Source organism: Methylobacterium sp. WSM2598 (genome assembly GCF_000379105.1).
GTDB lineage: Bacteria > Pseudomonadota > Alphaproteobacteria > Rhizobiales > Beijerinckiaceae > Methylobacterium.
In genome coordinates this window covers 1,429,270-1,442,918 of the sequence record NZ_KB900609.1, presented here as the reverse complement: position 1 = coordinate 1,442,918, position 13,649 = coordinate 1,429,270, and the positions used below count along the sequence as shown (strand labels likewise).

Sequence of the window (13,649 nt, the reverse complement as noted above, 5' to 3'; positions counted from 1 at the left end):
GTTGCGCTGGAAGACCCCGTTCCAGAGCATCTGTCATGCCTGGACCAAAGACCCAGACCGCTTCAAAATCGACCCGCACCACCTCATACCGGGACCATACACCTAGGCGTTCCAGCGCATGCCGGTGCCGCGCACCTCATCGACAGCGGCAATGACCCAGGCGCTGTTGATCAAGATGCTCTGGTAGAGATCGAGGACGGGTACGAGCGGCAGCAGGGCGATATCGTCATCCTGTTCGAGGATGTAGACCATCGCTGTCATGACGTTCATCAGCAAGACCGAGCCGATCCAGGCCAATATGAAGTTCATTGACTGGCCCGAGGCCATCGAGACGGCGATGGAGATCCAGAAGAAGAAATTCAGGATCGGCACGAGGAAGATATCCGCTGGGTAGAGCACCGCCATGACGGTGTTGAGGAGTGATGATTTATTACCGCGGTTGGTGAGCTTGCTCAGCGTGCGCACGTAAACAATGTATACCTGCCATGTGCCACGGATCCAGCGGTAGCGCTGGCTCATCAGAGTCGCCACATCGTCTGGGCACTTGGTGTAGGCGTAAGCGCGCGGCTCGTAGACGATGCGCCCGCCCAGCGCCAGCGCCGACAGGGAGAGTTGGAAATCCTCCGCGAAGGTTTCGCCGGAAAGCGGCCCATTGACCGCGCCCGGGCCCGAATGGGTCACCGCCGCGGCGGCGGAGAGCTTGCGCGGAATTTTGGTGATCTCCTCCAGAATAGCGCGCTTGTAGAGCCCGATCGGGCCTGGCACGACCGTCACAACGCCCATCAGGCTGAGCGCCATGCGCATGCCGCCGTTGCCGAGAAGGTACTCGGCGGCCTGGAGCTTCGTCAGGAAGTTGTTGCGGTTGCGGATGGTGACCTGCCCGGCGCAGCCGACGACGCCCTTCTCGGACATCCGGGGCACCATGACGCGCAGCGCGTCCTTGGCGAGGCCGGAATCCGCGTCGACGCAGAGCAGCAGGTCGCCCTTGGCCTTCTTGTAGGCGAAGTTCAGGCTCGACCACTTGCCGCCGTTGGGCTTCGTGTAGACCCGCAGTGTACCGCCCGCGGATTGTGAGACACCGGTTTGAACCCTATGCGGCGAGAGCCGCAGGTGGAAGCTGCGCGGCCCGAATAGCCGCCGGTGAGCGGAAGCCGTGCCGCTCGATCAGCCACGTCTCGTTGTAAGTCTCACGAAATGCCAGCAGGGCTCGGCGGAGATCCTCGACCGTGTCGAAGCGCTTCACCCACAGCAGGTTCTCTTTGAGTGTGCGTATGAAGCGCTCGGCGCAGCCGTTCCCCTCCGGCGCACGCACAAAGGCAGGCGAACTCGCGATGCCCAGGAACGCCAGTTCTTTCTGGAAGTCGTCCGACATGTACTGACTGCCGTGGTCGTGCCGAACACTCAAGCCGGAGGCGCTCTTGGCCGCGAAGCTGCCGAAGCGCTGCCGCACACCCTGGCGGATCGGCTCCAGCGCCTCGAAGCGCGTGGCCCGCCGCGCTGCATGCAGGCCCACGCACTCGGCCGAGCAGTGGTCGATGGCCACGAACACCGCGGCCTGGCCCTCGCCAGTCCAGATGGTGGTCAGATCGGTGCCCCAGAGCGTGTCCACCGCGTCCGGGATGATGGTGCCGTCGTGGGTGCGCGGGCCGCGCGGCGCGCCGACGCGAGACGGGGCGAGCAGATCATGCTCGCGCATCAGGCGCAGGACGCGGCGCTTGGAGGTGCGCACGCCCGTGTGGCGCAGCCGCGCCCAGACCTTGCGGTGACCCTCGCCGTGGAAGGGGCTGCCGGTGAGGGTGGCGCGGATCGCCTCCAGCAGTGCCGCATCCGGCATCGGCCCGACCGGGCCAGGACGCCGCGCCGGTTCGGACCGAGCAGGAGAGAGGTGGCGGTGAACGGTGGCGCGCGACACGCCCCAGATCCGGCACACGCGGACCAGCCCGTAAGCTGTGCCGCTGGACGGCGAGACGGCCCGGCTCATCGCCGCGACCTCCTGCGGGCCAAAGGGCCGGGGCCGCGCGCCTCCAGGGCGGCGATCTTGGCCTCCAGCAGTTCACGCTCCAACAGCATCTCGCCGAGCTTGGCCTTCAACCGCCCGCTCTCCAGGGCTTCGGGCTCGGTGGGCCGGGTCGCCAGGCTCGCCTCGCCCGCGGCCAGAAAGGCGTCGCGCCAGCCCGACAGGGTCGCGGCGGTCACGCCCAGGCCACGCGAGACGTTCTCCAGGTCCTCGCCGCGCAGCAGTCGAAGCACCGCATCACGCTTGCGCTGCCGGGACATGCGCCCGCCTCGGCCAGGACCAGCCGCCTCTGCACCTGCCTTCACGTCTGTCGTCATCGTTCTCACCCCTGCCGCGGAGACCGTCCGCTTCTGGGGTGTCTCAAGCAACCGGGAGGCGGAGGAGCAGCGTGCAGTTGCCGTACTGACCCGCAAGCGGGAACGCCTTGATGAAGGTGTCATCCGTCGAGCCGTCATCCACGAAGATGATCTCGTAATTCGGGTAGTCGAGAGTCATCAACGAGGTGAGCGCGCCGATCACGGTCTCGGACTCGTTGAAGGCCGGGACCAGAATTGACACGAAGGGGGCCGGGTTCGGCAGTTCGGCGGGCGGCTTCCGGCGGACCCGGTCGTGCTCGTAGAAGGCCATGGCCTGGATCACCAGCCAGCGCGCGATGATGCTCGCCCCGATGACGATCAGGAAGATGCCCCAGGCCGTCGTGAACGGCCCCTTCGAGGTCAGCCCCGAGGCCGGGTCGAACAGGGTCTGCTGGATCGTCCAGGGCAGCGTCACGCCGAGGACAAGCCCGTAGGCGAGGGTGATGATCGCCAGAAAGTTGACGATCCAGCGCGGGTAGGAGCGGACTTTCGCGCGAAATTCGCCCGTGGGTACGATTTCTCCCGCGGGCACAGGTGCGGTCATTGCGGTCATGTCAGGCGTACTGAATGGTGAGGGGAGCATTACGCACCTTGTTGATCAGCCCCATCAAAGCCGGGTCGTCTCGGTGGCGGCTGAGCGCGCGCTCGAACTCCTCGTCGAAGACGATCTCCTCGCGCAGGGCATCGACCACAGGCTCGCCCATGCGCTCGACCAGATGGACCACGCCGCGGGCGAGGTCGGGGTCCTCGTCGAGGGTGCCGTCGCGAAGCTGCTTGTGTAGGTCTCGGGCCATCTCGCGCAGTTGGGTTTCGTGGGCGGGGGCGTGGTGAGCCACCGCAGGCACATCGGCCGGGGCGCGACGCAGGCCACACGTGACCGCGCCGATGCAGCCGAGCGTCATCAGCGCGAGGCTGCACTGAAAGGCAAAGCTCGCCGTCAGGTCGGGCCGCCACAGAAGCTTGACCTGCACGGGATTTCCGGCGCTGGCTAGCAGGGTGATGGCTTCGAGCGGCAGCTTCGCGTCGAAGTGTGCGATGACCCTGTTTTTCTCGTAAGGAGCTTCCTCGTAGGAGCGGTAGGAGCCTTCAAAGAACCGGTTCAAGATTGGCTGCTCCAGGGCCAACTGGACCTTCTTCTCCCGCTTCAGCGCATCAAGGTCCCCGGTTGGCACCCAGACGCGGGCGACGAAGCCGCTGCCCTTCGAGACCGCCAGGACCGGCGTGCTCTCGGGCGCGAAGCCAGGCGCGGGATGACGGTAGACTATCTCGCCGGAGAACGGCGCCTTGACCTGGGTTGCCGAGAGCAGGGCGACCCGCTCGGCCTTCAGACCTTCGAGTTCGTGCACAGCCGCTTCGCGCTCGCGCGCCGTGGCGTCGGCGGCGCGGGCGCGGTCCTCCGTCACGGCCTTCTCGATCTTGGCCAGTTCCCAGTTCAGGCCATCCATGGTCTGCTGGGTCAGGCTCATGTCGCCGTCGAGCTTGCTAATCTGTATCGCTAGCGACTTCAGCGTGCGGCCGTAGCTCTGGTCGAGTGCGGACCGGTATTTCTCCAGCGAGGCGAGGTTCGCCTGCGCGCGGTTGCGCGAGAGCGTGTAGTTCAGCAAGGTCGCAGTGCGATCCTCCACCGCCACGAGCGTGCCCGTGCCGGTGCGGTGCAAGTTCTCGGCGCGACTGGCTGCGCTCGTCGCGATCTCGATCTGCGAGGCCGCGGTGGCGAGCGCCTGCTTCTCGGCCGCCCCCTGAAGGTCGGACTGGCTGATCTTCTCGGCATACTGCGTCTGAGCGTCGAGCTGCGCCCGCTCGGCCTCGCGGCGCGACTTCTGGATGTCGAGCAGCATCTGCTTGGCCTGATCGATCTGCTGGCGAAGCTGCGCTTGGCGTTGCAGCAGCATGGAATCGACCGGCAGCGCACGCAGATTGAAGTAGGCGATCTTCGCTTCCGACTGCTTGATGTGGCTGTCGATCACCGCCAACTGTCCATCGATTGCAGGCGGCAGGAACTCGATCAGTCGCTCGCCCTGCTCGATCCGACCCTCCGGCGCCAGCTTATCGGTAGTGACGTTGCGCTTGGCATGAACGACAAAGAGATCCTGGCCACCGACAATGCCGGTGCGGCTAGAAAACTCATTGTACGCCCAATTCCCAGCGGCGCCGAAGATACCCAACACCAATGCCAAGAAGCTCAGGCGCGCGGGGCGATTTGGCTTTGCGCGATTACGACGAAACCATACGGCGAGGCTGAACGAAGCGCAGAACACGCCGAATCCGATGAGCCCGCTGATCACTGCAATTCGCAGTACATCGCTAGCTTCGATACCGGTCATTTGCTTGCCTTTCTGTGATATACAGAAGATACTCGCACCAGATGTTCTATCTGTATGGGTTCCAACGACAGTATGGGTCATTGATATCAAGAATTGGCCGAGACCATGGTCTGCATACACAAAACTGCCACAGCGTGAGCGACCGGCACTCGCGTTGGAAGTTCAGCCTGGACGGCCGACGCGGTGATGGTGCCGAGCAGTCGCGTCCCATCGTGGTATCCTTCTCTGCGCCAACCGTTCATCAATTCCTAACCCTGGATAGGTGGCGTTTTCCTCAAATCAAAGTCAGTTTTGCGGGTAATATTAACAGCTGATACAAGCCCTCGCTGAGCGGGACTCAGACTGGGTAGCGGCGGGCGACGGCTCGTGCTTCTGTCCTCTGGCTTTTCGCCAGAGGAGACGAAGCCTAACCGTCTATCTGTCCGTCCCGCTCTCTCGTGCCCGTGGCTCAATGGTTAGAGCCGGCCGCTCATAACGGTCTCGTTGCAGGGTCACGTCTTGCCGGGCCACCATCCACGAGAGCGCGGCAGTGGAGCACAATTGTGAGGCGGGCGGTCCAGTCCTTGCGCCGGCCGGGATACGGATTGCGGGCGGGCGTGCCGGAACGGGACGCTCCGGTCAGATTGGGGCGGACAGCATGTGCGGCATCGTGGGAATTGTCGGGCGGAGTGCCGTAGCGGGACAGGTGGTCGACGCCCTGCGGCGTCTCGAATATCGCGGCTACGACTCGGCCGGCATCGCCACCCTGGAGCACGGTTGCCTGGAGCGCCGCCGCGCCGAGGGCAAGCTGTCGAACCTCCAGCTCAAGCTGGTCCAGAGCCCGCTCTCGGGCGCCATCGGCATCGGCCACACTCGCTGGGCCACCCACGGCCGGCCGAACGAGACCAACGCCCACCCGCACGCCACGCCCCGCCTCGCCGTCGTCCACAACGGCATCATCGAGAATTTCCGCGAACTGAAGGCCGCGCTCCAGGCCCAGGGCTGCGTCTTCGAGACCGAGACCGACACCGAGGTCGTCGCCCAGCTCGTCAGCCGCGGCGTGGACCAGGGCTTGAGCCCCCGCGAGGCGGTCGCTGCGGCCCTGCCGCGCCTGCGCGGCGCCTTCGCGCTCGCCTTCCTGTTCGCGGGCGAGGAGGACTTCCTGATCGGCGCCCGCCACGGCGCGCCGCTCGCCATCGGCTTCGGGGAAGGCGAGACCTACCTCGGCTCGGACGCGCTGGCGCTCGCCCCCTTCACCGACGAGATCACGTATCTCGACGAGGGCGACTGGGCCATCCTGACCCGGGAGGGCGCCGAGATCCGCGACCAGACCGGCGCGATCGTCGCGCGACCCCGCCAGCGGATCGCCACCCAGTCCTTCCTGGTCGACAAGGGCAACCACCGCCACTTCATGGCCAAGGAGATCCACGAGCAGCCGGAGGTGGTGGGGCGCACGCTCGCCCACTACGTCGATCTGGCGAACGGGCGCGTCGCCCTCCCCGAGGCGCTGCCCTTCGACTTCGCCTCGCTCACCCGCCTGTCGATCACCGCCTGCGGCACCGCCTACTATGCCGGGCTGGTGGCCAAGTACTGGTTCGAGAGCTTGGCGCGGCTGCCGGTCGAGATCGACGTCGCCTCCGAGACCCGCTACCGCGAGCCGCCGCTGGAGACGGGCGGGCTGACCCTCGTCATCTCGCAGTCCGGCGAGACCGCCGACACGCTGGCCTCGCTGCGCTACGCCAAGGCCCAGGGCCAGCACACGCTGGCAGTGGTGAACGTCCCGACCTCGACCATCGCGCGCGAGGCCTCGGCGGTCGCTCCGACGCTGGCCGGACCGGAGATCGGCGTGGCCTCCACCAAGGCCTTCTCCTGCCAGCTCACCGTGCTCCTGTGCCTCGCCATCGCGGCGGGGCGCGCGCGCGGGACGCTGGACGCAGCCCAGGAGCGCCGGCTCGTCGACGCGCTGATCACGGTGCCGGGGCTGATGGCCGAAGCGGTCAAGCAGGAGGGCGCGATCGAGGGGCTGGCGCGCGAGATCGCCAAGGCGCGCGACGTGCTCTACCTCGGGCGGGGCACCGCCTACCCGATGGCGCTGGAGGGGGCGCTCAAGCTCAAGGAGATCTCCTACATTCACGCGGAGGGCTACGCGGCGGGCGAACTGAAGCACGGCCCGATTGCGCTGATCGACGACGCGGTGCCGGTGATCGTGATCGCGCCGCACGACCCGATCTTCGAGAAGACGGTGTCGAACATGCAGGAGGTGGCGGCGCGCGGGGGCCGGATCGTGCTGATCGGCGACGCGCGCGGTGCGGAGGCCGCGGGGCTCGACACGCTGGCGACGCTGATGATGCCGGATCTCGACCCGGTGGTGGCGCCGATCGTCTACGCGGTGCCGCTGCAGCTGCTGGCCTATCACGCCGCCGTCGTGCTGGGGAAGGACGTCGACCAGCCCCGCAACCTCGCCAAGTCCGTCACCGTGGAGTGACCCGTCACGGTCGAATGGCCCTGGACGCGGCAGTTCCGGCGGGCTTGTCGCAAACGCGGATGGGCCGCCGTTCACCGGTCGTTAGCCATAGCTGCCCAGCTTGCCGCCTCCCTCCGGAGCCGGCCCATGATCCTCAGGGCCCTCGCCCTCACGCTGAAGCGCCAGGCCCGTGGCGACTTCCGGGGCCGGCACTTCGAAGCCGCCCTCATCGTCCAGGCCGTCTCCTGGTACCGCGCTACGCGCTGAGCTACCGCGACATCGAGGAGATGTTCCTGGAGCGGGGCATGGAGGTGGATCACTCCACCATCAACCGCTGGGTGCTGGCCTGCGCGCCCGCCATCGAGCGCCGCCTGCGCCGGTTCCGCCAACCGCACTGCGGCTCCGTGCGCGTCGACGAGACCTACGTCCGGGTGCGCGGCCAGTGGCGCTACCTATACCGCGCCGTCGACAAGCACGGGCAGGCGGTCGACTTCCTGCTCACCGCCAACCGCGACCTGGAGGCCGCCAAGCGGTTCTTCCGTAAGATGCTCTCGGCCGAGCCGCTGCTCGCTCCTGACCGGATCGGTACGGATGGTGCTGGCCCGTACCCGCCGGCGATCACCGAGAGCCGCAAGGAGGGCCTGCTGCCGCGCACACCCATTCATCACGTCAGCAAGCACCTGCAGCAAGGGATCGAGAGTGACCACTTCCGGGTGAAGCGGCCGATGCCGCGGGTGGGCGGGTTCCGGTCGTTCGCGACGGCGCGGCGCTCGATCCAGGGGCTCGAGGCCATGCTGTGGCTGCGCAAGGGCTTCGGGTTCTCAGGGGCGTGGACGGTGCGGGAGCAGAACCAGCTCGTCGCGTCCTGCTTCGGCCTCGCCGTCACGAACAAAGCATGAAAGCGGGTACGGAGAGCCCGCTCTGCGGCCTGCTCCCGAGTTTGCGACACGCCCTCGCGGCCCGGTTCACCCTCGGCGAGATCGCGGTCCTGGCCGTGGTGGCGGCCGAGGCCTGCCGGCGCGGGGATGCCGCCTGGCCGTGGGCCACATCGCGGCCCTCGCGGGCGTGTGCGAGACCCTGGTGAGGAACGCCCTGCTGCGCGAGGCCGCCCATCTCGGCCTGGTGACGGTCGAGGAGCGGGCGATCACCGGCTGGCGGAATGACACGAACGTGGTGCGCCTCGTCTCGGAGGAGTGGCGCTCCTGGCTGCGCCTCGCGAGGGGCCGGCAGGCGCCCGCCCCAACGCTCCGGTGGCCCCTCAACCAGGAAGCCCGTAGGCCTGCCACCTCATCCGCACGGGGAGGGTACAGATCTGTGCAGGGCACGCCTACTGATCGGGATAGATCTGTGAATCCAGAGCAACGGAACCCGGGTCGGGCTGCCGGAAGGCAGGGTCGCAGGGCCACCGTCGCCACCTAGAGCATTTTCCGACGAAGTGGATGCCGGTTCGTCGCAGAACATGCGGCAAGATCAAAGATCGAGAGCGGCACCCGGTTGCAACGTGATCGGGTGCTGCTCTAGAGGTGCGGCAGCGCCACTGCGGAAGCGGGGCGCGGCAAGGCCGAAAGCTCATGCGTGGGCGTCGTGTGACGTGCTGCCCGTGTTCGCTCAGCCGAACGATGAACAGAACGGTCGAACCATAGGACCAGGAAGGCGGTCCCCGCGGGTACTTCGGCACCCGCGACGGGTTTCGGCGTCCGCGGGCGGGCGCCGCGAGCGGCGAAATTAATTTCGCCAGGGGCTCCGCCTAACCGCCTTGAACCGCTCCCGGTCCTCAAGACGTTCCACTCCTCCGTGAGCGCCTGGTCGCAGGAGGAGTCGAAGGGTAGCCCGCCACGGCGGAGCCGTGGCGGGCTGAGAGTTTGCACCGAACCGGGATCGGCAGCCTGCAACGAAATCGGCTGCAAACACGGGCTCAGAAGTGGAAGCCGAACAAGTCAGCATTCACCGTGAAAGATGGAATGTCGACCGACTGGTGGTGAAATGTAGCATCTGTGAAATCGACAGAAAGATCACCCGTGATGGCATTGTAGGTGTAGCTGCCATCCGCATGTGCGGGTCCGAGCTTTGCGTCAAAGCTGCCCGCGTATCCGGTAGCCGTATCGTTGAAATCTCCGGTCGCGTGCAAGGGACCAGCCTTGAACACGAATGTGTCGCCTGAGCCGTATGACAGCTTGACTGGGCCATCCTTGAAGACGACGTCCTTGGCCATAGTGTCCTCCCAGTATGGATTCCTGGCTTCTGGTTTGCCAGAGTTGTGAGCTAATCACCGCCACTGCGGGATTACATCATGCATTTGACGTATGAGGTGTTTGGCAGGTGATTACTGAGACTGCTTGCAGACCAGGTAATCACCGAGCAGGTACGGCGCTGCGCATGGGCCGGTTCACCTTGTCTGTGATGAGGGAGAGCGGCGCGGGAAGCGATCGGGCGCCGATGGTCTTGATGAGGCTGGCGAAGGTGTCGGCCCCGTGAGCCGGGAGTGCCGACGACCGTGCGCACGTCCGCCTCGCCCGCGGCCGCCCACATCGCCTGGTAGCCGTTCGTCACCGTCCGCCGCACCATCGTCGGGCGCAGGGCTCGCTCGCAGCCGTTGTTGGCGACCTCCACGCGGCCGCGATGTTCAGCATCGCCAGCTGTGAAGCTAATTGTCAAGCATAAGAGGAGTCTGACATCAACGGAGATCCAAATCCGCATACCCTGTTTGAGGTATGAGGGAGGATCGCGCGCCTGTTACCAGTGAAGTTTTACTCAAACACTGAAAGGCGTTCACCGTGCCACTCGGCCAACCTTTGCTGGAGGCGCTGGACTGCATGGGATATGGCGGTCTCCTTCTGGGCAAGACTGGGCAGGTATTGCGGATCAACCGGACGGCCGAGCACCTGCTCGCGGGACAAGCCGACCCCGAGCAGGGCGAGGATCGGTTGGCTCTGTGTCGCGCTGCCCTCGACAAAGTTCTGCGCGCCCAGACCGAGGCGGCTCTGAACTCGCGCCAGGCGGACTGGATCGCCGTCCCGCAGGACGTGAGCGATGCTGGCCGTCCCTTGATCGTGCGCACCGTCTCCATCAACCAGCCCGCCCCGGGCGGGCCGCACAAGGTCGTCATTCTCGTCAACCTGGATGCGAACCCCCATCCCTCGCCCGAGGTGCTGAAGAGGATCTTCAGCCTGACCTCCTCCGAGGCTCGCTTGGCCATCGAGATCGCGGCCGGCAGGAGCCCGGAGGAGATCGCGGACGCCGCCCACGTGGCGGTCGGGACGGTCCGCAAGCAACTCGCGACCGTGTTCGCGAAGACGAACACGCATCGGCAGGCGGAACTCGTGGCCCTGCTGACCCGCTTGGCTATTCTGCCGTGAGGCCGTCCGAGCCGGGGGGCCGCAGAGGAGGACGGGGCAGCGCCATCCAGTACATGGGCGTCTGGAGCAGATCGCCGCTGGGCTGCTGCCACGGCTGCGTCTCGCCGTAGCAGACCCCGACCTGCATCAGATCCCAGGCCGTGTGGAACACCAGCAAGGGCCGGCCATCCCGCGGGGCCGTGCTGATGGGCTGCCACTCGCAGCAAGACGACATCGCTTGCTCCAGTTCGAGTGCGCGGTCCTCACCCTGAGGACTTCGACGGAGTTTCCAGCCTCCGCTGCGCTTGGCAACCCCCAAATGATATACGCGCCGCATTTCGTCGGAGCTTGAGGGCCACGGTGAGATGACAGCGTCCAGAGAGCAGCCTGGGCCGCAAAGCGGGACCGGTCCGTCCGGAGGCTGGCTTAGCATTACAGTTGCGTTTTCGGCGAGGTTCTGACTCTTTGCGTCGCCATGATTCGCGCATCATGGACGTCGGAGACTTCGGTCAAGGCGACGCTGGAGTTGTGGGCCTCGTCGCTCCGGGAGGTGAAGGGGCGCATGCGGCCTCTGTTCACCCAGCGCCGGGTCGCCGCCTCGGCCGGAGCGTTCTTGGATGGACTGCTCGGTGCAGAGCGGCGCAAGACGGGTTGGATGCGGGCGGAAGCCGCGGGCGATCCCGGGCCCTGGCGCCAGCAGGCGGTGCTGGGGCGCGGACGTTGGGACGCCGACGCTCTGCGCGACGTGGTGCGTGACTATGCTCTGGAGACGCTGGCCGACCCGGACGCGGTTCTGGTTCTCGACGAGACCGGCTTNCTNAAGCAGGGCAAGGCCTCGTGCGGCGTGCATCGCCAGTACACCGGCTCGGCCGGCAAGATCACGAACTGTCAGATCGGCGTGTTCGCGGCCTATGTCTCACGGCACGGTCATGCCTTCATCGATCGAGCCTTGTACCTACCCCAGACCTGGACCTCGGATCCAGCCCGGCTGGCCGCCGCCCACGTGCCGAAGGGGACGACCTTCGCGACCAAGCCGGGATTGGCTCTGGCGATGATCGAGCGGGCGAGGGCTGCCGGCGTGCCGTTTTCCTGGGTAGCGGCCGACACCGTCTACGGGGTCGGCGAGATCGAGATGGCCCTGCGGCGGGCGGGCAAGGGNTACGTGCTCGGGGNGAAGAGCGATCACGCGTTCAACTCCTGGGCCGGCAAGCCGCTGGTGGCCGGCACCGCCGAGACGATCGCGGATGGCCTTGCTCCGTCGGCCTGGACGCGCCTGTCGGCGGGCGACGGGACGAAGGGCGCGCGGCTGTACGACTGGGCCTACTGCGAACTGGCCGACCTCGCTGGTGCCGCCTACGACCAGACCGGCCTGTGGACGCGGGGGCTCCTGATCCGCCGCAGCCTGAGCGATGGCGAGCGGGCCTACTTCACGACCTGGTGCCCGGCCGGCACGCCGATCCAGATCCTGGTCAGCGTCGAGGGACGGCGTTGGAGCATCGAGGACGCGTTCGAGACGGCCAAGACCGACCTCGGGCTGACACACAATGAGACCCGCTCTTGGCACGGCTGGCATCGGCACGTCAGCCTGGTGATGATGGCCTTCGCCCTGCTGACGGTGATCCGCCATCACGCCAACGCGCCGCCCCCAAAAAGCCGAGCCCGGCCGAGACCGCGCGCCCGCTGATCCGCTGGTCGGTCCAGGAGATCCGCCGCATCGCGGTGCGGATGGCACAGCGGCGCATTCAACCCGCTCACGTCATCGCCTGGTCGCTCTGGCGACGGGCGCATCAGGCGGCCGCCCGCCAGGCACATCTCAAACAGCGCGCGTCAGACGCCAAACGGCGGCGGCAGCGCCGGACGCCAAGCCGGGCCAGCCGTCAGCCAGCACGCACAAAAACGCAACTGTAATGTTAGGCAAGATCACCTAAGTCGCGCGAATTCTCGGCCGCATACATCATATGGGGAATGAATCGGCTTTCGCCTGTGTGCTACGCCCGATCTGCTGATTATTCCTGCTCCACAACCTGGAGCAGGCGGACAGCAGCAAGAAGTGGCCAGTCACCAGCTCGGTGACGGAGAATGCCGCTCGGGGCATCAACGCGACCGCTTGAGCGGAAATACACAGGGAACGACATCCTCTCGAGGCTCTGCTTTGAGAGCACGGATCCCTGCGGCCTGAAGAAGTCGAGGGAGGACCAGCGTGCGTTCGCCAGCTCCTCAACCCAAGTCGGACACCAGCCTCATCGCGGCCGTCGGTTCCGGACGCGCGGCGCTGATCGCCCTGGCCCTGTTCAGTGCCCTGGTGAACATCCTCTACCTGACCGGCTCCTTCTACATGCTGCAGGTCTACGACCGGGTCATCCCGAGCCGCAGCGTCCCCACCCTGATCGCCCTCTCGGTGCTCGCGGCCAGCCTCTACGCCGGGCAGGCCGCCCTCGACTTCTTCCGCAGCCGCGTCCTCTCCCGCCTCGCCCGCTCCCTCGACGAGCGCCTCGGCCCGCGCGTCTTCGCTCTGGTCGCGCGCCTGCCGCTCTCGCCCGGAGGCGGCAGCCTCGGCCTGCAGCCCGTGCGCGACCTCGACCAGGTCCGCGGCTTCCTAGCCGGAGGCGGGCCGATCGGCTTCTTCGATCTGCCCTGGACGCCGTTCTACCTCGCCATCTGCTTCCTGTTCCACCCGCTGATCGGCGTGGCGGCGACGATTGGCGCCCTCGTCCTGGTGCTGTTCACCGCCTGCACCGAGGCCCTCACGCGCAGGCCCGTCAAGGAGGCCGCCCAGCACGGCTCCGCCCGCATCAGCCTCGCGGAGACCTGCCGCCGCAACGCCGAGGTCATCGCCGCCATGGGCATGAGCCCGCGCCTGGGCGCGCGCTGGGACGAGGTCAACGGAAAGTGGACTTGCTTCGGTTTAGTAGAGAGCGGTTGAACAGGTGCCCCGCCTCTCGAACCGGACAGGGCTGACGAAGCCGAGCGCGGAATGGCGCCGGCAGGGATTGTAGAAGCCATCGATGTAGCGGGCCAGGGCTTCGGTCGCCTCGGCACGCGTGTAGAAGACGGTGCGCCAGACCATCTCGCTTTTCAGCGTCTTGAAGAACGTCTCGACCATCGCATTGTCATAACAGTTGCCCTTGCCAGACATCGAAATGGTGATCCCGCGGCTTCGTAGTTCAGCCTGGT

Annotated in this window: 11 protein-coding genes, 1 tRNA gene and 3 pseudogenes; 7 read left to right on the top strand and 8 right to left on the bottom strand. The window is 66.5% G+C overall.

The window, feature by feature from the left end; translation table 11 throughout:
• Nucleotides 1-106 (top strand): annotated as a pseudogene (locus MET2598_RS40785) (IS481 family transposase); the annotation flags it as partial.
• Here MET2598_RS40785 and MET2598_RS0106815 read toward each other — a convergent pair.
• The 4 genes from MET2598_RS0106815 to MET2598_RS0106795 form a co-directional block, all read right to left on the bottom strand.
• Nucleotides 103-1,053 (bottom strand): glycosyltransferase family 2 protein, encoded by a 951-nt coding sequence (locus MET2598_RS0106815; protein ID WP_269083037.1) that lies wholly within the window; start codon nucleotides 1,051-1,053, stop codon nucleotides 103-105. The pseudogene MET2598_RS40785 and the gene MET2598_RS0106815 sit on opposite strands and share 4 nt — an antisense overlap.
• Before the next feature lie 37 nt (nucleotides 1,054-1,090).
• Nucleotides 1,091-2,334, bottom strand: a protein-coding gene (locus MET2598_RS0106810) for an IS3 family transposase (protein ID WP_085984585.1) whose coding sequence is annotated in 2 segments (ribosomal slippage) — nucleotides 1,091-2,010 and nucleotides 2,010-2,334 — 1,245 coding nt in all. Because the reading frame shifts where the segments join, the coding sequence is not laid out codon by codon here.
• A 43-nt stretch (nucleotides 2,335-2,377) separates the two neighbouring features.
• The gene (locus MET2598_RS42060; protein WP_198293002.1) at nucleotides 2,378-2,917 is read right to left on the bottom strand and encodes a glycosyltransferase; all 540 of its coding nucleotides are present in this window, start codon (nucleotides 2,915-2,917) and stop codon (nucleotides 2,378-2,380) included.
• A 10-nt stretch (nucleotides 2,918-2,927) separates the two neighbouring features.
• Entirely contained in the window at nucleotides 2,928-4,697 is a 1,770-nt protein-coding gene (locus MET2598_RS0106795; protein WP_026190565.1) for an HlyD family efflux transporter periplasmic adaptor subunit, read from the bottom strand.
• A 437-nt stretch (nucleotides 4,698-5,134) separates the two neighbouring features.
• Here MET2598_RS0106795 and MET2598_RS0106790 point away from each other — a divergent pair.
• The 3 genes and pseudogenes from MET2598_RS0106790 to MET2598_RS36075 all read left to right on the top strand — a co-directional run bounded on the left by MET2598_RS0106790 (nucleotide 5,135) and on the right by MET2598_RS36075 (nucleotide 8,039).
• A tRNA-Ile gene (locus tag MET2598_RS0106790) sits at nucleotides 5,135-5,209 on the top strand.
• A 125-nt stretch (nucleotides 5,210-5,334) separates the two neighbouring features.
• The gene (gene glmS, locus MET2598_RS0106785) at nucleotides 5,335-7,161 is read left to right on the top strand and encodes a glutamine--fructose-6-phosphate transaminase (isomerizing) (protein ID WP_012333168.1); all 1,827 of its coding nucleotides are present in this window, start codon (nucleotides 5,335-5,337) and stop codon (nucleotides 7,159-7,161) included.
• 126 nt (nucleotides 7,162-7,287) lie between these two features.
• Nucleotides 7,288-8,039: pseudogene (locus tag MET2598_RS36075) on the top strand (IS6 family transposase).
• Between the two features lie 1,016 nt (nucleotides 8,040-9,055).
• On the opposite strand, the gene MET2598_RS0106775 reads toward MET2598_RS36075, so the two are convergent.
• Together MET2598_RS0106775 and MET2598_RS42630 are read right to left on the bottom strand one after the other, a co-directional pair.
• Nucleotides 9,056-9,352 (bottom strand): hypothetical protein, encoded by a 297-nt coding sequence (locus MET2598_RS0106775; RefSeq protein ID WP_018260318.1) that lies wholly within the window; start codon nucleotides 9,350-9,352, stop codon nucleotides 9,056-9,058.
• Nucleotides 9,353-9,569: 217 nt separating this feature from the next.
• Nucleotides 9,570-9,765: pseudogene (locus MET2598_RS42630) on the bottom strand (IS66 family transposase); the annotation flags it as partial.
• Nucleotides 9,766-9,914: 149 nt separating this feature from the next.
• Here MET2598_RS42630 and MET2598_RS0106765 point away from each other — a divergent pair.
• Nucleotides 9,915-10,496: a helix-turn-helix transcriptional regulator gene (locus MET2598_RS0106765; protein WP_026190564.1), complete on the top strand. Its 582-nt coding sequence runs from the start codon at nucleotides 9,915-9,917 to the stop codon at nucleotides 10,494-10,496.
• On the opposite strand, the gene MET2598_RS0106760 is transcribed toward MET2598_RS0106765, so the two are convergent.
• Nucleotides 10,483-10,710: a hypothetical protein gene (locus MET2598_RS0106760; RefSeq protein ID WP_012333170.1), complete on the bottom strand. Its 228-nt coding sequence runs from the start codon at nucleotides 10,708-10,710 to the stop codon at nucleotides 10,483-10,485. The genes MET2598_RS0106765 and MET2598_RS0106760 overlap by 14 nt on opposite strands.
• Before the next feature lie 240 nt (nucleotides 10,711-10,950).
• On the opposite strand from MET2598_RS0106760, the gene MET2598_RS0106755 reads away from it, so the two are divergent.
• Nucleotides 10,951-12,159, top strand: a complete 1,209-nt coding sequence (locus MET2598_RS0106755; protein WP_036270289.1) for an IS701-like element ISMtsp19 family transposase — start codon at nucleotides 10,951-10,953, stop codon at nucleotides 12,157-12,159.
• Between the two features lie 516 nt (nucleotides 12,160-12,675).
• A complete protein-coding gene (locus tag MET2598_RS0106750; RefSeq protein ID WP_018260314.1) occupies nucleotides 12,676-13,398 on the top strand; it encodes an ABC transporter transmembrane domain-containing protein in 723 nt (240 codons plus the stop codon).
• Here the strand turns inward: MET2598_RS0106750 and MET2598_RS36070 are convergent.
• The coding region (locus tag MET2598_RS36070) for an integrase core domain-containing protein (RefSeq protein ID WP_036270288.1) at nucleotides 13,381-13,649 on the bottom strand (269 nt) is incomplete at its 5' end. The genes MET2598_RS0106750 and MET2598_RS36070 overlap by 18 nt on opposite strands.